At 41.1% G+C, this 18953-nt stretch carries 21 protein-coding genes; 8 read left to right on the forward strand and 13 right to left on the reverse strand.

Going from position 1 to position 18953, the window contains the following annotated elements; all coding sequences use genetic code 11:
• Nucleotides 1-52: 52 nt before the first annotated feature.
• The 5 genes from C1A47_RS05205 to ppx are packed head-to-tail and all read right to left on the reverse strand — an operon-like array spanning nt 53 to nt 5170.
• Nucleotides 53-619 carry a YggT family protein gene (locus C1A47_RS05205; RefSeq protein WP_111893134.1) on the reverse strand — a complete coding sequence of 189 codons (567 nt, stop codon included), beginning with the start codon at nt 617-619 and terminating at the stop codon, nt 53-55.
• A gap of 27 nt (nt 620-646) precedes the next feature.
• Nucleotides 647-1483 (reverse strand): pyrroline-5-carboxylate reductase, encoded by an 837-nt coding sequence (gene proC, locus C1A47_RS05210; protein ID WP_171294338.1) that lies wholly within the window; start codon nt 1481-1483, stop codon nt 647-649.
• Nucleotides 1484-1500: 17 nt separating this feature from the next.
• Complete coding sequence (tilS, locus tag C1A47_RS05215) at nt 1501-2853, reverse strand: tRNA lysidine(34) synthetase TilS (RefSeq protein WP_111893138.1); 1353 nt, start codon at nt 2851-2853, stop codon at nt 1501-1503.
• The gene (locus tag C1A47_RS05220) at nt 2790-3614 is read right to left on the reverse strand and encodes an acetyl-CoA carboxylase carboxyltransferase subunit alpha (protein ID WP_111893140.1); all 825 of its coding nucleotides are present in this window, start codon (nt 3612-3614) and stop codon (nt 2790-2792) included. The genes tilS and C1A47_RS05220 overlap by 64 nt, the downstream gene beginning before the upstream one ends.
• A 35-nt stretch (nt 3615-3649) precedes the next feature.
• Nucleotides 3650-5170, reverse strand: coding sequence for an exopolyphosphatase (gene ppx, locus C1A47_RS05225; RefSeq protein WP_111893142.1), 1521 nt, complete (start codon nt 5168-5170; stop codon nt 3650-3652).
• Between the two features lie 278 nt (nt 5171-5448).
• Between ppx and trxA the strand changes: the two genes are divergently transcribed.
• The 3 genes from trxA to C1A47_RS05240 all read left to right on the forward strand — a co-directional run bounded on the left by trxA (nt 5449) and on the right by C1A47_RS05240 (nt 7982).
• Nucleotides 5449-5772: a thioredoxin gene (trxA, locus tag C1A47_RS05230; protein ID WP_111893144.1), complete on the forward strand. Its 324-nt coding sequence runs from the start codon at nt 5449-5451 to the stop codon at nt 5770-5772.
• A 303-nt stretch (nt 5773-6075) separates the two neighbouring features.
• Nucleotides 6076-7338 carry a transcription termination factor Rho gene (rho, locus tag C1A47_RS05235; RefSeq protein ID WP_111893146.1) on the forward strand — a complete coding sequence of 421 codons (1263 nt, stop codon included), beginning with the start codon at nt 6076-6078 and terminating at the stop codon, nt 7336-7338.
• Between the two features lie 413 nt (nt 7339-7751).
• A complete protein-coding gene (locus tag C1A47_RS05240; RefSeq protein WP_111893591.1) occupies nt 7752-7982 on the forward strand; it encodes a hypothetical protein in 231 nt (76 codons plus the stop codon).
• Nucleotides 7983-8266: 284 nt separating this feature from the next.
• Here C1A47_RS05240 and C1A47_RS17985 read toward each other — a convergent pair whose 3' ends face one another.
• Nucleotides 8267-8461 carry a MerR family transcriptional regulator gene (locus tag C1A47_RS17985; RefSeq protein ID WP_227539737.1) on the reverse strand — a complete coding sequence of 65 codons (195 nt, stop codon included), beginning with the start codon at nt 8459-8461 and terminating at the stop codon, nt 8267-8269.
• A gap of 21 nt (nt 8462-8482) precedes the next feature.
• Here C1A47_RS17985 and C1A47_RS17935 point away from each other — a divergent pair, with 21 nt between their 5' ends.
• On the forward strand, nt 8483-8716 hold the full coding sequence (locus tag C1A47_RS17935) for an SDR family oxidoreductase (protein WP_264756258.1): 234 nt from the start codon (nt 8483-8485) through the stop codon (nt 8714-8716).
• A gap of 14 nt (nt 8717-8730) precedes the next feature.
• Entirely contained in the window at nt 8731-9534 is an 804-nt protein-coding gene (locus tag C1A47_RS05250; protein WP_264756259.1) for an NAD-dependent epimerase/dehydratase family protein, read from the forward strand.
• Between the two features lie 51 nt (nt 9535-9585).
• On the opposite strand, the gene C1A47_RS05255 is transcribed toward C1A47_RS05250, so the two are convergent.
• The 3 genes from C1A47_RS05255 to pheS form a co-directional block, all read right to left on the reverse strand.
• The gene (locus C1A47_RS05255) at nt 9586-9888 is read right to left on the reverse strand and encodes an integration host factor subunit alpha (RefSeq protein WP_111893148.1); all 303 of its coding nucleotides are present in this window, start codon (nt 9886-9888) and stop codon (nt 9586-9588) included.
• Nucleotides 9885-12266 carry a phenylalanine--tRNA ligase subunit beta gene (pheT, locus tag C1A47_RS05260; RefSeq protein ID WP_111893150.1) on the reverse strand — a complete coding sequence of 794 codons (2382 nt, stop codon included), beginning with the start codon at nt 12264-12266 and terminating at the stop codon, nt 9885-9887. Before pheT ends, C1A47_RS05255 begins: the two co-directional genes overlap by 4 nt.
• Before the next feature lie 132 nt (nt 12267-12398).
• Nucleotides 12399-13379 carry a phenylalanine--tRNA ligase subunit alpha gene (gene pheS, locus C1A47_RS05265; RefSeq protein ID WP_111893152.1) on the reverse strand — a complete coding sequence of 327 codons (981 nt, stop codon included), beginning with the start codon at nt 13377-13379 and terminating at the stop codon, nt 12399-12401.
• 156 nt (nt 13380-13535) lie between these two features.
• Here pheS and C1A47_RS05270 point away from each other — a divergent pair, with 156 nt between their 5' ends.
• Both C1A47_RS05270 and C1A47_RS05275 read left to right on the forward strand, forming a co-directional pair.
• The gene (locus C1A47_RS05270; protein ID WP_111893154.1) at nt 13536-14588 is read left to right on the forward strand and encodes a hypothetical protein; all 1053 of its coding nucleotides are present in this window, start codon (nt 13536-13538) and stop codon (nt 14586-14588) included.
• A gap of 131 nt (nt 14589-14719) precedes the next feature.
• Nucleotides 14720-15190, forward strand: a complete 471-nt coding sequence (locus C1A47_RS05275) for a hypothetical protein (RefSeq protein ID WP_111893156.1) — start codon at nt 14720-14722, stop codon at nt 15188-15190.
• 40 nt (nt 15191-15230) lie between these two features.
• Here C1A47_RS05275 and C1A47_RS05280 read toward each other — a convergent pair whose 3' ends face one another.
• From C1A47_RS05280 to C1A47_RS05295, 4 genes are all read right to left on the reverse strand, one after another.
• The gene (locus tag C1A47_RS05280; RefSeq protein ID WP_111893158.1) at nt 15231-15788 is read right to left on the reverse strand and encodes an NADAR family protein; all 558 of its coding nucleotides are present in this window, start codon (nt 15786-15788) and stop codon (nt 15231-15233) included.
• Nucleotides 15789-15902: 114 nt separating this feature from the next.
• Nucleotides 15903-16262 carry a 50S ribosomal protein L20 gene (gene rplT / locus C1A47_RS05285; protein WP_000124858.1) on the reverse strand — a complete coding sequence of 120 codons (360 nt, stop codon included), beginning with the start codon at nt 16260-16262 and terminating at the stop codon, nt 15903-15905.
• A 12-nt stretch (nt 16263-16274) separates the two neighbouring features.
• Complete coding sequence (gene rpmI, locus C1A47_RS05290; protein ID WP_001096359.1) at nt 16275-16469, reverse strand: 50S ribosomal protein L35; 195 nt, start codon at nt 16467-16469, stop codon at nt 16275-16277.
• Between the two features lie 122 nt (nt 16470-16591).
• The gene (locus C1A47_RS05295) at nt 16592-17452 is read right to left on the reverse strand and encodes an alpha/beta fold hydrolase (protein WP_111893159.1); all 861 of its coding nucleotides are present in this window, start codon (nt 17450-17452) and stop codon (nt 16592-16594) included.
• 223 nt (nt 17453-17675) lie between these two features.
• Between C1A47_RS05295 and C1A47_RS05300 the strand changes: the two genes are divergently transcribed.
• Nucleotides 17676-18935, forward strand: coding sequence for an MFS transporter (locus tag C1A47_RS05300; RefSeq protein WP_111893160.1), 1260 nt, complete (start codon nt 17676-17678; stop codon nt 18933-18935).
• Nucleotides 18936-18953 lie beyond the last annotated feature (18 nt).

The following is an 18953-nucleotide window of genomic DNA, read 5'->3' on the forward strand; positions in this document are numbered from 1 at the left end:
ACCCATAAAAAAACCAGCAATCATGCTGGTTTTTTTATTTTGGATTTTAGAATTACAGTCCAACAAGCAATATTCGAGCAACCTCACCCATTAGAGCTTCAGCCAGATACAAAGCCAAAAAGGCCAAAATCGGAGATAAATCAATCATTCCCATATTTGGCAAAATACGGCGAAATGGTGCAAGCAATGGCTCAGCCAACTCTTGAACAACTTCAATATAAGGAGAATTTGACTGCGTAAATAAGGAGACCCAACCTAAAATAATTGTGGCGAAAATCAAATATCGACAGAACGTAATCAAGTCTTGAATCATGGTCACAAACGTTAAAATAATCAGATGAAATGCACCATGTGGCATAACACCTGACAGATATGCAAACCCGACGATTTTCAATAAATACACAATTACCAGCAACACCAAAGCAGCGAGATTCACTCTCCCTTTTGCCAATGTTGGGAGAATTGAACTAAATGCATCTACAATTTTAGTGGCTTTAATGGTAGATAAAACAACAGGGTTATATGGATTTACCATCGCTAATTGCATCAAGAACCTTAAGAACACCAACAAAATTGCGACGTTCATCAAAATACCAAATAGCGTCGAAGTCATTCCCATTAGCTACTTTTCCTACCTTCCAGTTTATTACTTAATACTGTCACTTAACTCTTGAGCTAATTCTTGACTACGTTTTTGTGCAGCAGCTAAAGCCGCCTGTATACTTTGCGAGATCTGAGCACGATCAAATACTTCAAGTGCCGCTTGCGTTGTACCATTTGGTGAAGTCACATTTTTACGCAACTCAGCAGGTGTTTTATCACTACTAATCGCCATTTGCGCTGCACCTAAGGCAGTTTGTAAAGTCAATGCAGCTGCAACTTTTTCATCTAAGCCAAGATTTTTACCCGCACGAATCATACTTTCCATCAAATAGAAAAAGTATGCAGGGCCAGAACCTGAAACAGCTGTTACGGCATCAATCTGCGCTTCGCTATTCACCCACAATCCAAGCCCTGTAGCCGCTAGAATTTTAGTGGTTAAATTACGGTCTTCTTGACTAACTACCGCTTCTGCATACATACCATGTGCACCTGTTTGAACAAGTGCAGGCGTATTTGGCATTACACGTACAATACGCTGTGTACCAGTCAAAGTTGCAATGGTATCAATCGTCACACCAGCAACAATTGAAATGATTAACTTATTCTCAAACAAACCATGTAAAGGTTTCAAAACACTGGCTAAAACCTGTGGTTTAACTGCAAGCACAACAACATCTGCATTTTGAATTGCTTTGGCATTGTCCGTAAATACTGCAATATTTTTTTCCTGCAAAATCGAACGAATTTGCTCAACTGGATCCGCAACTTGAATTTGACTCTCAGGAAGCCCCCGTGAAATCAGCCCACCAATTAAGGCTTGGGCCATATTTCCACCACCAATAAAACTGATATTACAATTTAAAGCGCTGTTCATGCTCACACTCGACAATGTTTTTATTACTCATGAATAAGTTTTGGTTGCCATCCGCCAAACTGACAGTAACAAGACTGTGCAAGCCAAAACCCTTGAGGGGTAAAGACTCCTAGAATAACATCATCTTTTGCCAAAATTTGCACCCGATGACGCAACCAAGGAAAAATTTGTGCATCCTGCAACGCTTTTTTCAGTGGCCACGCACCAACACGTCCGTATAAATGAATTTTTTCCCCGCCTATACGCGGATAAAGCATCAAAGGAATATCAAGTAGCTCATGAGATAGACCATACTCTAACTCAGTACAACAATAGTCACCAGAAATCAGTGTAACGAGCTGTTGTTTTGTACAATGAATTTGTTGCTGTACTGGAATCTCATCTGTTTGTTTACACAAATATTCCTGTGCCGTTAGACGATATATAGTTTTCTGAAATCGCACATAATAATAAGGCTTTATATACAAACAAGCTTGAGCATCTGCTTTAGAGTGAATCACTTCACGCTGCAAACGTTCAACAGCATCCAAACTTGGACGATAAGTCAGTTCACCCTTCATCCATGCAGACAATAATTGTCGCTGTCGTGCTGCCGTTAATTGCGCTAATACATTCAAACTTAAATGAGAGCCATCCCCACACTTTTTCCAATCCTGCTGAACCACTTCTTGCAAAATATCATCCGCATCTTGCATCAATTGTGCATTACGTGCGAGCGCAGATTGCATTTGAGGAAAGCGTTGTTGCAAGACTCCCCACAGTTCAGTTCGACACCATGCCCGATCATAATGTGGGTCTGCATTGGTTGGATCAGTCACATAACTCAACTGTAAATCATGTGTCCATTGTTCAATCTGCTCACGAGGGAGATCAAGTAAAGGACGCCAAATGGTCAAATCATCACGAACATCAACTCGACGCATTGCCGCCAAACCGCCAACACCTGTACCAGACAACAATCGTAACAACACGGTTTCAGCCTGATCTTGCTGATGATGTGCTAGCACCAAAACTTCGTTCGGTTGTTTATGCTGTAAAAATGCAGCATAACGCGCATTTCTTGCTTGTTGCTCAAGATTACCTGAAACCACATCAACGCATTCAACCACACATGGCATATCAAGCTGTCGACAAAAATCTGCCACGACTTTACCCCAAGTTGAACTTGGTTCTTGCAATTGATGGTCGATATAGATGGCGCGAACGCGCTGAGGAAAGAGGGAGTGCAGTAAATATAACAGCAGCATGGAATCCATGCCGCCGCTACATCCAATCAGAAAATTCTGTTGTAAGAAATGCTGGTCAGCATCTATTAAGATGCTAGACCTAAGTTGTTGCTGCCAAATTTCATTAAACGTTGATAACGAGCTTCGCATCGTGCTTCAGCATCCATCGATTGTAATTCCGCTAATGCTTCTTTAAGCACTTCACGTAAGTTATCCATGACTTGTTCAGGGTTTAGGTGTGCACCTTCACCTTCATCAACGATATGTTCAACAATACCTATTTTTTGTAGTTTTTCAGCAGTTAGTGCTAGAGCTTCACTTGCTTGCTCTGCTTTTTCTGCAGTTTTCCACAAAATAGACGCACAACCTTCAGGTGAAATCACTGAATAGATACTATGTGACAACATGATCACACGGTCTGCAACGCCAATACCAAGCGCACCACCAGAACCACCTTCACCCAATACAGTTGCAATCACAGGCACTTTCAAACGAGAAAGTTGTGCAAGGCTTGTTGCAATCGCTTCTGCTTGACCACGCTCTTCTGCACCTACACCCGGGTATGCACCCATCGTATCGATAAAGGTAAATACAGGAAGGTTAAAACGCTCAGCAAGGTCAAGTAAACGTTGTGATTTACGATAGCCCTCTGGATTACACATCCCGAAGTTATGCTGTAAACGCTCACGAGTCGTACGACCACGATGTTGACCTACAACCATTACAGGCTGGCCTTCAAAACGCGCTAAACCACCAATCATTGCACCATCGTCACCGAAAACACGGTCACCATGCAAAGTATCAAACTCATCAAACAATTCACTTGCATAGTCTAAAAACTGTGGACGCTCAGGATGACGGGCGATTTGTACAGTTTTCCATGCTTTAGATTGAGCAGATTTATTTTTCATAGGTCGAATATTATCCTTAAATTAACCAAATCGAGTTAATCAATAAATTTTTCCGACTGAATGATCAAATCAATGTCCCAATGCTTAAATTGCTCTTGCTCATCGTGCAAATCGGCAACCAGTAATGGCCATTGTTTCGCATCGCCAGAAACAGTTAATTGCCATTGTTGCTCATCCAAGACCTCTAATTCAATGGCAGGAAGCATCTGATCACTGCGACTATGATTGAGTAAAACTGCCAGTCTGAGCAGCAAGCAAAGATAGACTAATGACTGTCCACCAACCTTCAAAACATCCATTTTGCTCTCACTGCGTAATTTACGACGATGATGTGCAACCAAATGAGACAGATGATTTTGATCAATTTGTGAGAAGCCAGGAATGTCCGAATGCTGTAATAAATATGCCCCATGACGATGATAACCACCATGACTAATGGCTAAACCAATCTCATGTAAATATGCCGAACGACGAAGTAAGTCACTGTCTTCATTCGTTAATTTCAATTTACCAGAAACAGAATCAAATAAAGTTTGTGCAGTTTTTACCACTCGCTCTGCTTGTTTTGGATCAGCATTATAACGTCCAATCAATGCCTGTACGCTACGGTCACGGATGTCTTCATGCTTGAAGCGACCCAACAGGTCATACATCACACCTTCACGCAATGCGCCATCTGAGTACATGAGACGGTCAATGTCCAACACTTCAAATGCAGCGTACAAAATCGCAACCCCAGCTGGCAAAACTGCTCGACGATCTTCTTTTAAGCCATCAAATTCTATTTCAGAAACATGCTTATATTTAAGTAATTTATCTTTGAGTTTCTCTAAACCTTCACGCGTGACACTTTCCTGCTCATCGCTCCAGCCCATATTCACCATAATTTGACGACAAGCTTTGATTGTACCGCTTGAACCAACAACGGTATCCCAACCTTCAGCTTTATAACTGTTTGCGATGGCTGATAACTCTTTGCAAGCAGCAACAAAGGCCTTATTAAAGTTCTTATAGTTGATTTCACCATCTTCAAAATATTTCTTGGTGAAAGCTACACAGCCCATTTGCAATGATTCTGTATATAAAGGCTCAAATTGCTCACCAATAATAAATTCAGTTGAGCCACCACCAATATCAATCACTAAACGACGACCACCATTGGCCATGGTATGAGATACGCCAAGATAAATCAGACGTGCTTCTTCACGCCCTGCAATAATTTCAATGGGTTTTGGTAAAATTTCAGCGGCTTGCTGAATAAAATCCTGACCATTTTTCGCCTGACGCAAAGCATTCGTTGCGACGATCCGCAAACGATTTGGTTGCACAGAACTTAAACGCCCAACAAAACGTGCCAGACATGCTAAGCCACGCTGCTGCGCCGCTTCGGTTAAATTCTTATTTTCATCTAATCCAGCAGCAAGCTGTACCTTTTCCGACATTGAAACAACTTTCTTCACTTCACCGTGGTCTACACGAGCAATCGCTAAATGAAAGCTGTTTGACCCCATATCAATTGCAGCGAGCAATTCTTCATCAATCAGAAAATCAGACATTGTGCATAACAAATCAAACTTAATTGTTGCCTAGATTAATTCACTCACCGCAAATTGAAAAGCGCTTTACCCACTGAACCACCAGTTTTTCTCTAGATTTTCATGATTATTGCCATCATCGATTAAATCTATCGTGATGTTCCATTAGACAAAAAACCAGTAACCTTTAGAATTACAACTATTCATCAGACTATGATGTTGAAAATAGCTGTGTAATACTTATATATCAATATAAATAAAAGACAGTTGTTGACGACTGATCATTTTGGAGCATTTCTATGTCTAACCTTGTTAATACCACAGACGCAGATTTCAAAACTGACGTTCTGGATTCTGAAACGCCTGTACTTGTAGATTTTTGGGCGGGTTGGTGTGGTCCTTGTAAAGCGATTGCTCCTGTTTTGGAAGATTTATCTCGCGAATACGAAGGTAAAGTGAAAGTTGTAAAAGTTGATGTCACTAGCTGTGAAACTACTGCTGTAAACTACAACATTCGTAACATTCCTGCATTATTGTTGTTCAAAAACGGTGAAGTTGTTGCTCAACAAGTCGGTGCTGTACCTCGTTCACGCCTTGTTGCGTTTATTGACGAAAATATCTAATCTAAAAAAATCCGACAAAATACGCCCTTTTTTGCGTATTTTGTTTGGTGAAAATTGACAATTTCACGGATGTCACTTATATTCTTATTGCTCAAGGAAGGCAAAGCCTTAAGCAAGTCCTTTCTTGCAACACAACACAAAAGATCGCCGCTCGGCACTGCAATTGTTTACTTTGATCTTCGAACAATGAACTAAACAGATCTCTGCGTTTATTGTGCAATTTTCATTGCATGCGGCTGACTCTTGCATTTATTTCCAAATCGTTACTCTAGATGTTCTTACATCGACACACACTGACCACCTATGAATTTAACTGAACTCAAGAAAAAACCGATTGGCGAACTCATTAAAATTGCTGAGTTTATGGGCCTTGAGGGGATGGCACGTAACCGTAAACAAGACATTATTTTCGCGATTTTAAAACGTCATGCCATGAACGGTGAAGAAATCTTTGGCGATGGTGTTTTAGAAATTTTGTCTGATGGTTTTGGTTTTTTACGTTCAGCAGCAGGCTCTTATCTTGCTGGTCCTGACGATATTTATGTTAGCCCATCTCAAATTCGTCGCTTTAACTTACGTACAGGCGACACAATCGCAGGAACAATTCGCCCACCAAAAGAAGGCGAACGTTATTTTGCATTATTAAAAGTTAATCAAATTAACTACGACACGCCTGAAAACTCACGTAACAAGATTTTATTTGAGAACCTAACACCATTGTTTCCAACTGAACAATTGATCATGGAACTTGGTAACGGTACAACTGAAGACCTTACAGCTCGTGTTGTTGACTTAATTGCTCCAATTGGTAAAGGCCAACGTTCGATTATCGTTGCTCCGCCAAAAGCGGGTAAAACCATGTTGCTACAAAACATTGCCCAGTCAATTGTTCGTAACAACCCAGAAGTTTTCCTGATCGTACTTCTAATTGATGAACGTCCTGAAGAAGTAACCGAAATGGAACGCACCGTACGTGGTGAAGTGGTTGCATCTACGTTCGACGAATCTCCAGCGCGCCATGTTCAAGTTGCTGAAATGGTTATCGAAAAAGCTAAACGTTTAGTTGAGCATAAAAAAGATGTTGTGATCTTGCTCGATTCGATTACACGTTTGGCACGTGCCTATAACACGGTTATTCCATCTTCAGGCAAAGTTCTGACAGGTGGTGTAGATGCTCATGCACTTGAACGTCCAAAACGCTTCTTTGGTGCTGCTCGTAACATTGAAGAAGGTGGTTCACTGACTATTATCTCAACTGCATTGATTGAAACAGGCAGTAAGATGGATGATGTGATCTATGAAGAATTCAAAGGTACGGGTAACCAAGAAATTACTCTAGATCGCCGTATTGCCGAAAAACGCGTCTTCCCTGCCATGAACTTGAAAAAATCAGGAACTCGCCGCGAAGAACGTCTGATGAGCGAAGATAATTTACGCAAAGTTTGGATCTTGCGTAAACTGCTTCATCCAATGGATGAGCTAGCAGCAATGGAATTCTTGTTAGACCGCATGAAAGAAACCAAAACCAATGATGACTTCTTTGAGCAAATGAAGCGCAAACAATAAGAAGTTTATCTGTCACTTTTAGGCCATTAACGTTTTTAATGGCCTAAAGTTGACAACTATTACATATTTTCACAATCCGACTGATTATTTGTTAAATTGTATTTTTATTCATTTTTTACCTAACCCTCCCCCATAAAAAACCCTTCGCTTTTTTCAATGTTTACATCATCATTTATCTAAATGTAATTTGATTTTTAATTGTTATTTTCTGTTAAAAAACCCGACAAAAATCACGATTTCTCTCGTTTTTTTTTCATTCAGTAGTAGTAATTCAATATGGGCAGTGATAGCATATTGTCATGCCAGCGGACTTGCTCCATGCGTTGTTACCTATCGAACGTATAGGGATAATTAAAGCACAAACAAGTTTGCTTCGGTTTTTTTATGTCTCTATTATTTATGAGAGTGATGCCATGTTATTCAAAAAAATTGCTATCGCAGCTGCTGTTGCTACAACTTTAGCTTTCGTTGGTTGTGCTAAGAAAACTGAAGAAGCTGCTCCTGCTTCTGCTCCAGCATCTGAAGCTGCTGCTGCTGCTTCTGAAGCTACAACTGCTGCTTCTGAAGCTACAGTTGCTGCATCTGAAGCTGCTTCTGACGCTGCTCCTGCATCTGAAGCTGCTGCTTCTGAAGCTGCTCACTAATTCATCCGAATTTAGTGAAAAAAGAGAGAGTCTAACGACTCTCTTTTTTTATGTCTAAATCTTGCATACAGTTTAATTAAATCGGACAAAGCTGCTGGTTCAATATTCCTTGTAGCAATCCCTTTAAGCTCTGCAATCGCTGTAGCTTCCCATCAATCTCTCTCAACTTCCCTTCCAAAGACTCCTGCAACTGCTCAGTAGAAAGCTGCTGCTGTATAGCAAGAGTATTTTGATGAGTTCTGCAATTTCACTCAATTGAAACCCAAGTGACTTCGCCAACTGAATTAACTCCAGACGAAAACCATTTGCTCAAAGTAATGTCGATAGCCATTTTTGGCTCTCTGTGACTCAATTAACCCCAATTTTTCATAAAAACGTAGTGTACTCGACTTAAGCCAATACGTTTTCCTAATGCATGAATCAGCATGATTATTCTTCTTGACTATAGAGTGTACTCCACAGTTTAGACTAAATCGCAATACAACCCTAAAGGAAAAATTATGGCGATTTTAATCACAGGTGCGACAGGTTTTTTAGGACGATTCGTACTGTTAGAATTATTACGACAAAAACAAGATGTAGTCGCCCTACTCCGTAACCCAGAACAGCAAATACCCATACTATGCGAATGGCTACAAGGGAAAGGCTGTGATACTGCCCACTTTCAGTGTATTCAAGGAGATTTAGCGCAAAGTGATTTGGCTGTATATCTAGCTCAGGTTGGCAGCGTTTAGCTCAAGTAGATACATTGATCCACGCAGGTGTTTTATTCGCATGGAATTTAACTGCGGCACAAGCTCATACCACCAATGTTGATGGCAGTTTAACCCTCATCCGACTCTTAAAAGAACGGACACAACTACAAAAAGTCATACTCATTTCAGGCTATATGCTGACGTTAGAAATACACTTGCAGCAATATGGCATTGATCTAACAAAACCATTGCAAAGCAACTGGCAGCAGCTTTACAGTCAACTGGGTAGCTATGAAGCTTTAAAAATTGAAGCACATTTTCGTAGTTTAGCACTTGCTCAAGAACTTAAACTGGACTGGACAGTGATTCATCCTACTACTTTAATTGGCACTGAAAACACAGGTGAAATTGCAGAACATCAGGTGTTTACCCAAATTGTTAAACAGATTGCTCAAGGTAAAATGCTTGCTCTTCCTGGCTCTGCTCAACATCACGTACCATGGGTGAGTGTAAAGACTGTAGCACAGCAGATCGTGCTATCTTTAAAGGATAAATCTTACTATCAACGGGAAATTTTAGTAACTCACCCTCAAAGTATCACTTTTCATGATGTGATTCGACTGATTGCAAAAGAACTTAATCGTAAAGCTCCACGCTACTCTATTCCAATTTCTATCCTTTCAATGTTACTTAAATGTCGACTGCTCGCACAACATCTCAATTTTTCTCGGGAAATGCTCGAATTCTTGCGCACAGAAACTTTAGCTAAACCCAATTTAGACCCTCATGTCACTCAAGCCCCAATAGAACAACAATTGATACAAAGTATCGATTGGGTCAAACGACATTATTTATAAAAAATAAGGGGATGATTTAATCATCCCCTTATTCACTCAAGATTAATTTAATTAATCATCCTGATCAGCTTCATTTCCAACACGTTGACGGAATTTTTGACCCGCACGGAAAGTAACAACACGGCGTGCAGAAATTGGAATTTCTTCGCCAGTTTTTGGATTACGACCTGGACGCTGACGCTTATCACGAAGTTCAAAGTTGCCAAATCCAGAAAGTTTTACCTGCTCACCAGCAATTAATGCTTGGCTAATTTCATCAAAGAATAGCTCAACCATTTGTTTTGCTTCACGACGGTTTAAATTCGTAAGCTCACTTAAATGATCTGCCATTTCTGCTTTTGTTAATGCTGTCATGACGCCCTCAATGTTGCTTGATAAGTGTTTTGCAACACTTCAATGATGTGATCCATACCTGACTTAATTTCAGCATCTTCTAGTGTTCTCGATGGATGTTGCCACAACAATGCAAAGGCCAACGAACGCTTACCATCTTCAACACCTTGTCCAGTGTAGACATCGAACAACCATGTTGAATCAAGCAGCTCTCCACCAGTTTGTTGAATTAACTGCTGAATCTCTTTTACCTCAATCTTATCATCAATTAAAAGCGCAATATCACGTCTAACCGACGGAAAACGTGATAATTCTGTAAAATTAGATACATAAGATTGCAAAACAGCCGTTTGATCGAGTTCAGCCACCCAAGTTGTGCCTAAATCCAACTCATTTTCCAATGATGGATGCAAACGACCCAAGTAACCAATTGACTGACCATCGACCACGATTTCAGCAGATTGTCCTGGGTGTAACCACTCACGAGTCGAACGCTGGTATTCAACTTCGATACGTCCAGCCGCTAAAATTTGCTCAACTTCACCTTTCAAGTCAAAGAAATCCATTGGCTGAGTTTTCACATGCCACTGTTCTGGCGTACGTGAACCCACTGCAATTAACGCCAGCGTTGGAATCTGTTTTAACTCATCAATATTCGATGCATTTTGATAGTCAAAACGCAAGCCAAGCTCGAAGAAACGCACACGGTTTTGCTGACGGTTCAAGTTGTACTGAACACAAGGAATTAAGCTCGACAACAACGTGCTACGCATGACAGCCAAGTCACTTGAAATTGGGTTTGCCAATGCCAACGGTTGAACATTTGGATTAAGCTGTTTTTCTAACTTCAAGTCAGCAAAGCTAAAGCTGATCGCTTCTTGATAACCCAAAGTCGCCACAGTTTGACGCAATTGAGCCAATTCAAAACGATCTTGGTATTTCGCCAGTTGTACATCAATTTTAGGCAAGCTGATTTGAATGTTGTCATAGCCGTGAATACGTGCTACTTCTTCAATCAAATCTTGGTAAATCGCCATGTCATAACGATGTGATGGTGGTACAACTGACCACTCACCCTGTGCTTTCACTGTGACTGCACAACCTAAACGAGTTAAAGCATCGGTAATAAAGTCACTTGCTACGGTATAACCCAACAATTGATCAACCTGAGCTTGGTTCAATTCAATCGCTTCACGTTTTGGCAATAGTGCTGCTTGCTCAGCCACAGTGACAGGGCCAAATTCACCACCTGCAAGCTGTTGAATCAATTGTGAAGCACGATTCATCGCCAAGATTGGCAATTCAAAGTCCACGCCACGTTCAAAACGTTGAGATGAATCGGTATGTAAACCAAAACGGCGCGCCCGTCCTGCAATCGCAAGCGGGCTAAAGAAAGCACTTTCAAGGAAAATATCTTGAGTGTCATCGGTCACGCTTGATGCTAAACCACCCATGATGCCTGCAATTGCTAAAATTTTTGCATCATCTGCAATGACCATGACATCTTCATTCAACTCAACTTCTTGCTCATTGAGCAATTGCAGTTCTTCTTGAGCCGTGGCTTGACGAACCTGTATCGCACCTTCAAGTTTAGCCAAGTCAAAAGCGTGCATCGGCTGGCCCAATTCAAGTAAGACATAGTTGGTGATGTCGACCAAGATGCTATGCGTACGCACACCTGAACGTGTTAAAGCTTGCTCCATCCATTCCGGGGTTGCCGCTTTCACGTTGACATTTTTAATGACACGACCCAAATAGCGTGGTGCACCTTGAGTTGTGACAACAACCGCTTTTTCATCTGCAATGATTGCTGCAACAGGCTGAATTTCAGGTTGAGTCACTGCCAACTGGTTAATCACCCCAATTTCACGGGCAATGCCACGAATACTGAAACAGTCACCACGGTTTGGTGTGATTGAAATATCAATGACGTTGTCATCAAGTTTCAAATATTCACGAATGTTGACACCAATCGGCGCATCTTCAGGAAGTTCTAGCAAACCATCAATTTTATCTTCAAGGTCAATTTCTGAAGCACCGCATAACATGCCGTGTGATTCAATGCCACGAAGCTTGCCTTTCTTGATTTTAAAATCACCTGGCAAGACTGCACCGACAGTTGCCACAGGGGCTTTCATACCTACGCGGACATTCGGTGCGCCACACACGATTTGCAATGGCTCACCTGAACCAATATTCACGGTAGTGACACGTAAACGATCCGCATCTGGGTGTTGCTCTACAGTGAGGACTTCACCAACGACAACGCCCGTAAATGCTTTGGCTACAGGTGCAAGTTCATCTACTTCCAGACCCAGCATGGTGAGCTGATCAGATAATGTATCGCTATCAATTGCTGGGTTGACCCACGTACGCAACCAATTTTCGCTAATTTTCATTTCGTAAAAACCTATAAATCTATTTTCAAATCCCTCTCTCACTCTCATTTTTCCAACGAAGAGCACCCTATATTTTTCGCTTTTAAAGCCCCTCTCCTTTTAGGAGAGGTTAGGGAGAGGTCTAAATCTGTTTTAAGCAAATTGGCGTAAGAAACGCACATCATTTTGGTAGAACATACGCAAGTCATTGATGCCATAACGCAACATCGCAAAACGCTCTACACCCAAACCAAAGGCAAAACCTTTGTATTTTTCAGGATCAATCCCTGCTGCGCTCAGCACATTTGGGTGCACCATGCCACAACCCAACACTTCTAACCAACGACCACGCTCATCCATAATGTCTACTTCCGCACTTGGCTCTGTGAATGGGAAGTAAGATGGACGGAAACGTACTTTCAAATCTTTCTCAAAGAATTCGTTCAGCAAATTCACCAACAGGCCTTTCAATTCGGCGAAGCTGGTGTTTTCAGCCACATATAAACCTTCGATTTGATGGAACATTGGCGAGTGAGTTTGGTCAGAGTCACAGCGGTAAACACGACCTGGGCACACAATACGAATCGGTGGTTGCGACGTTTCCATGGTACGGATTTGCACACCAGAAGTATGGGTACGTAGCAAATGCGATGCATCGAAATAGAAGGTGTCATGCATCGCACGTGCAGGATGATGTCCAGGAATGTTCAGTGCTTCAAAGTTATGATAATCGTCTTCAACTTCTGGACCAGTTGCAACTGTAAAACCAGCTTTAGTAAAGAATTGGCAAATCCGCTCTTGAACCTGAGTCACAGGATGAAGACTTCCCATGCTTTGACCACGACCCGGCAAGGTAATGTCGATAGTTTCACTGGCCAATTTAGCGTTCAGTGCTTGTTGTTGTAATACAGTTTGGCGCTCAGTCAAAGCATTGTTGATTGCTTCACGAACTGCGTGAATTTTTGCACCTTCAACTTTACGTTGTTCGGGATCCATTTTCCCTAAGGATTTTGACTGCTCTGCAAGCTGACTCTTTTTACCTGTAAACTGCACTCGTACTTGGTCAAGTGTAGCAAGATCTTGAGCTGCAGCAATTGCATCCAGCGCTTCAGTGGTCAGGGCTTCCAGTGACATAATTTCTCTCAAAGCATCGATGTTAAAAAATAAATTAAACTTGCCATTCTAACAGCTTTTGTGCGTGTTGATGAGCCTTACACACGATGAAAATTCTAATACCATCCTGATTTGTAAAAAGTATAAGATATTGTTATGGCAATACTGAGAAACACTATGGCTCTTGACCCAATTTGGAAACAACAACTTACTTTAGTGACCTATGGCAACGAGTATCTGACGCACGGGCTGAGTGTACATCAGTGGCGACAGATTCCAATTTTTGACCAGCATACCTTTGCATTCCGAGATCTCCTGTCCCAGCATTTGCTGGCACAGCATTTTCAGATTTGGCTGGAAAACCTGAAAAAACAGGGCGTCACTCGTTTGAGTTTACATGCATCCAGTATGCTCAATGAGGAAAAAAACCCGAATCCAAACATTGAACTTCTGCCCTATTCACATTTTATTGTCAGCCATCATGACAAGAAAAAAACCGCTTGGGTCTTTGGCAATGAACTTGCCGAATGGTTTAATACAGAACAGGAATTTATGATTCCAGATGCTCAGCAAAGCTCGACTCGCCAAGAAACACTATGGAATTTTGAGCTCAATAGCAAACTCTACAAAAAAATTCAGGCTGATTTACAAGCCCCTGAATGGGATCGCATTCAGCAATATCTTACTCAGGAATTGTTTAACACGACTTATGCTCAAAATGTTCAGCAACAGCATTTTACTGAACAGCACTACACAGGTTTTAACCTCACCCAACCCAATAAAATCGCGTTTGATCTTGAAGAAAAATCGGCATTATTACCTGCGCAATATCAAGCGAATCTAAGCAACGAATTATTACTTAAACTTGAAGCGCTTGAACTCGATTTAGCTGAGCAGGCTAAAATTCAGAGTGAAGAAAGTCAGGTCTTTGCATCTGCCGATGAAAAGCGTGCCTTTAAACATTTTTCACAAAAGCTGGATGATTTGTTTGCCAAGTTGATTGTAAAAACAGCCAATCACTATCAAACTGCTCAGCGTAAAATCATCGCACCTGAAACACCATTTGAGACACCTGCGGCAGCGCCTCAGACTCAAAGTTATGCCAATGTAAATTTGAATAAATCTACAGCGACAGAACCTCACAAGCATCAAATTTCCAATAAAAATGTCGTGACTTTGATCATTATGACGATCTTGATCTGTGTATTAGCCTATTATTTTGGTTTCTAATCCAAGAACGGATTGGTATATTTTAGAATGTACCAATCATTGTATAAATTTAACCTTGTCTTAACCTACAACAACTATAAGTATTTAAATTTCCTACGTTCTTTTTAAGTGGGTATTTTAAGGATAAAACCATGAAGAGACATTTCCCCCTTTTAAGCAGTTTAAGCTTAGTGATCGGATTAAGCTTACCTATCGTAAGTTGGGCCCAAACTGAACCAGCAAACAATACCCATGAAGTCAATCAACGACTTGATTTTCTGTATGGTGAACACACCTCTTATCAAAAGTTTCTAAAAGACTTTCAAGCCGCAACTCAAGAACGGGAAAAAAGCAAAGTAGCAAGCATGATTCACTACCCGATCAAAATTAATTTAGAAGGTAAAAAGATTACTTTTAAATCTGCTCAAGAGCTGCTGAAACGATATGATGACATTTTCGACCCAATGTTGGTCAACGTAATTCAAGCACAAAAATATGAAAATGTGTTTGCCAATACACAGGGCATCATGATTGGTGAAAGTGGAGAACTTTGGTTTTCAGGATTTTGCCTAGATAAAAGTTGCAAGAAAGTCAGCATTAAAATTATTGCAATTAATAAATAGATTTGAATGGCGCAGTTTCCAAACTGCGCCATTCAATGGATCAGATCGACTGTAAATGTGTTCTTGCCTGCATCAGTGCAAAACCAAGTAGGTTTAAACCCTGCCATTTTTCTGGATACTCAGCTTTTTCATGGTCTTGCACCAAACCAATCCCCCAGATTTTGTCAACGGGTGATGCTTCAACTAAAACCCGTTCACCTGTTGCCAACAAGAAATCTTTTAGCGCTGCGTGCTGAGAGAATTTAGCAATACTTCCCTGCACGACAATCTCAAAACGATGCGCTAACCAAATAGTTTCATCATAATCTTTGACCAAACGCCCCAGCTTTTTGGCCTGATTCGGGTGTTCCGATGCCAGAATTTTTTCAAAAATTACATCATCTGCAAACAATTTGGCTTTTTGCGCCATCATATAATGCTCTGCTGTTGCATAGCGAATACCATCAAGCTCAAATGCACTCGGATACCACTGGCTCAAACAGCTTTTATCAACAATCTTTGGATCTTTGGGTGTATGTCCCCAAAAGCAGAGATATTTGAATTTTTTCCCTTGTTGTCGGGATTGTATTAATTGTTCTAAAAAACCATGATCATCCATTTTGTTTATTCTCATTTTAGACCAACCTAAAGAAACTCAGGTTGAACTTATATTCTGATTATTTTAACCAATAAAAAAGACCGCAAAATGCGGCCTTTTTTTGAATCTCTAAGCTTATGCAGCTAAAGCACCTTTAGCTTTTTCAGCTAAAGCAGCGAAAGCAACTGCATCATGCATAGCGATGTCAGCTAACACGCGACGGTCGATGATCACTTGAGCTTTTTTCAAGCCATCGATCATGCGGCTGTAAGACAAACCGTTTTGACGAGCACCAGCGTTGATACGCGCAATCCATAGAGCACGGAATTGACGTTTTTTCTGACGACGGTCACGGTAAGCGTATTGACCAGCTTTGATTACCGCTTGGAACGCTACGCGATAAACGCGTGAACGAGCACCATAGTAACCTTTAGCACGAGCGAGAATTTTTTTGTGACGACGATGAGCCACTACACCACGTTTTACACGAGCCATTTATAAATCTCCTTAGATGTATGGGCACATACGACGAACTGAAGCAACGTCACTCACGTGAACCATTACACAGCCGCGCAACTGACGAATACGCTTAGCAGATTTTTTGGTCAAAATGTGGCGTTTGAACGCTTGTTTACGCTTGAAACCGTTAGCAGTCGCTTTGAAACGTTTAGCTGCACCACGGCGAGTTTTTAACTTAGCCATAACAACCTCTTTAAGCACCTGTTCGGCACGTTTGCACCATTGCAATAACGACCTGCAGGTAAGGAAGGCGGTATTTTATAGCAACTCTGCTCAAAACAAAAGCATTTCCCTCGCTAATTTTGTCAATAATCTTGCAATTCTTTCAGCACAAGCGGCCACAGATTTTGATGGCTCCGTTTAAACCATGCCATGTGTCCAATTTCTTGATGTTGCCATTCTCTTGGCGCAAGTTCGATGCGCTTCTTTTGAGCATTAGGATATAACCGCAACAGGTCTTCAACATTGGTTTTCGTCGCAATTTCATCATCTATTGCATGGATTGCAGTCATCGGAATTTGAATCTTGTCATGAAAGTCTTGAAAAATACTTTTCCCCAAAGCATTTTCAATATATCCCGCTTGGCTACAGAACTCTCGCCACTGCCGTGCAACAGCTTTTGGTAAATTTTCCCCCATACCAATCCATCGGCTTGCACCATATCCCACTAAACGACTTGACAATGGAAACAATACTTTAAACATAACAGGAGCAAACCACTTGGTTTGACCGCTTAAGCCTTTGACATAACCAGTTGAGCCTGCCACAGCTACTAGCTTTGCCACCCGATGATAATTAGGTACAACACCTAGCAATTGCCCACCCGCACTGTGTCCAATCATTAAAACTTGTGATTTCTGGGTTCGTTGCAGCAGGTAATCAATTGCCGCAGGAATATCCAGCATGCCCCAATCTTGAATACTGGCTTGAGAGTCTTTGAGTTTTCCATGTAAAGATTTCCCGATCCCACGAAAATCAAACCATAAAACATCATAACCCTGCTCAAATAACCAAGTCGCAAACGCTTGATAAAAGCGTTGTCGAATTCCTGTAGCAGGACAGATCAGAATTGGTAAAGTCGGCACAGGTAATTCATGTTGATATAAAGATCCTGTCAGGCAATAACCATCTTGACAATACAGTTGGACTTTTTCTGGTTGGATCATCAGCGTGTACTCTATTCATGGAAAATTCACTATAAAATATCTAAATATAAAATGACTAACTTAAAGCCTGATCGGCTAAGTCACATTATTTTTACGATTAATTTATCTTAAAAATTCATAAGGTTTTACATCATATTCAATAAGCAAAATCTCAAATTACGAGAGTAATATTGATTAAATCTCGCTATACTTGAGTTCTTTACTCAACTTAGTTTCTAAGATCATGCACACAAAACAGGATGCTTTTGCTGCTCTTCGCTATCGTGATTTCACTATTATTACCATAAATCAACTTTGTCTTACGCTAGGTATTCTGATTCAGGAAGTAATTGTCGGATATAGTCTCTATCAAATTACTAAAGACCCACTGACCCTCGGGATGATCGGTCTAGCGGAAGCAATTCCTTTTATTACCCTGTCTTTATGGGGTGGTTATTTTGCTGATAAATTCAATAAACAGACCATTATGAAAATCTGTTTATTCTTCTCTTTCCCATTACCTTTAGTTTTATGGACACTGTTTAATCGTTTTGATTCAAACCACCTTTCTGTTGAACTACTCAAATGGGGAATCTACAGCGTAATTTTCTGTTTTGGGATTATTCGTGGTTTTTACTCTCCTGCTGCAACGTCACTCAAACCGTTTCTGATCCCCCGTGAGTTATATACCAATGGTGCAACATGGACGACAATTGGCTGGCAAAGCGGTGTCATCTTAGGCCCAATGCTCGGCGGTTTCATGTTAGCAGGGTTAGGTCGTGAAACCAGTTTACTCACTGTGGCTGTCTTAATGTTCATTTGCTTTTGTCTGGTGAATTTTCTGCAAAAACGTGAATTCCCTGCAATGGAAAAAGCGGATCTCTGGTCAAGTATGCAAGAGGGTTTCCGATTTATCTGGAATACCAAAATTGTCCTTTGGGCAATTTCCCTTGATCTAGTTTCAGTCCTGTTTGGTGGTGTTGTTGCACTCTTACCAATATTTGCATCTGATATTTTAAAAACAGGGCCTGAAGGTCTAGGGCTATTACGTGCTGCACCCTCTGTAGGGGCACTGTTGACCATGTTACTCCTCACCCGCTTTCCACCGACACAACATGCTTGGCGCAATATGCTGATTGCAGTTGCTGGCTTTGGGGTATTTACCTTGATATTTGCCGTTTCAAATCACGTTTGGTTATCGCTTTTTGCCTTAATGATGACTGGTGCTTGTGACAGTGTTTCTGTCGTCATCCGACAAACCATTTTGCAACTTTACCCACCAGAAAACATGCGAGGCCGTGTTGCTGCGGTCAATGGTATGTTTGTTTCGAGTAGTAATGAACTCGGTGCGTTTGAGTCTGGCTTGAGCGCGAAATATATGGGAACCATTACTGCCACCATTTTTGGCGGCTGCATGACACTGGGTGTCGTAATATTGAGCTGGATTAAAACATCTGACTTGTTCGATGTTGATGTCAATAAAAGTACAAAACATCAATCATGAAAATAGGGGGAATACATC

The sequence above is a fragment of the Acinetobacter sp. MB5 genome, assembly GCF_003261585.1.
Taxonomy (GTDB): domain Bacteria; phylum Pseudomonadota; class Gammaproteobacteria; order Pseudomonadales; family Moraxellaceae; genus Acinetobacter.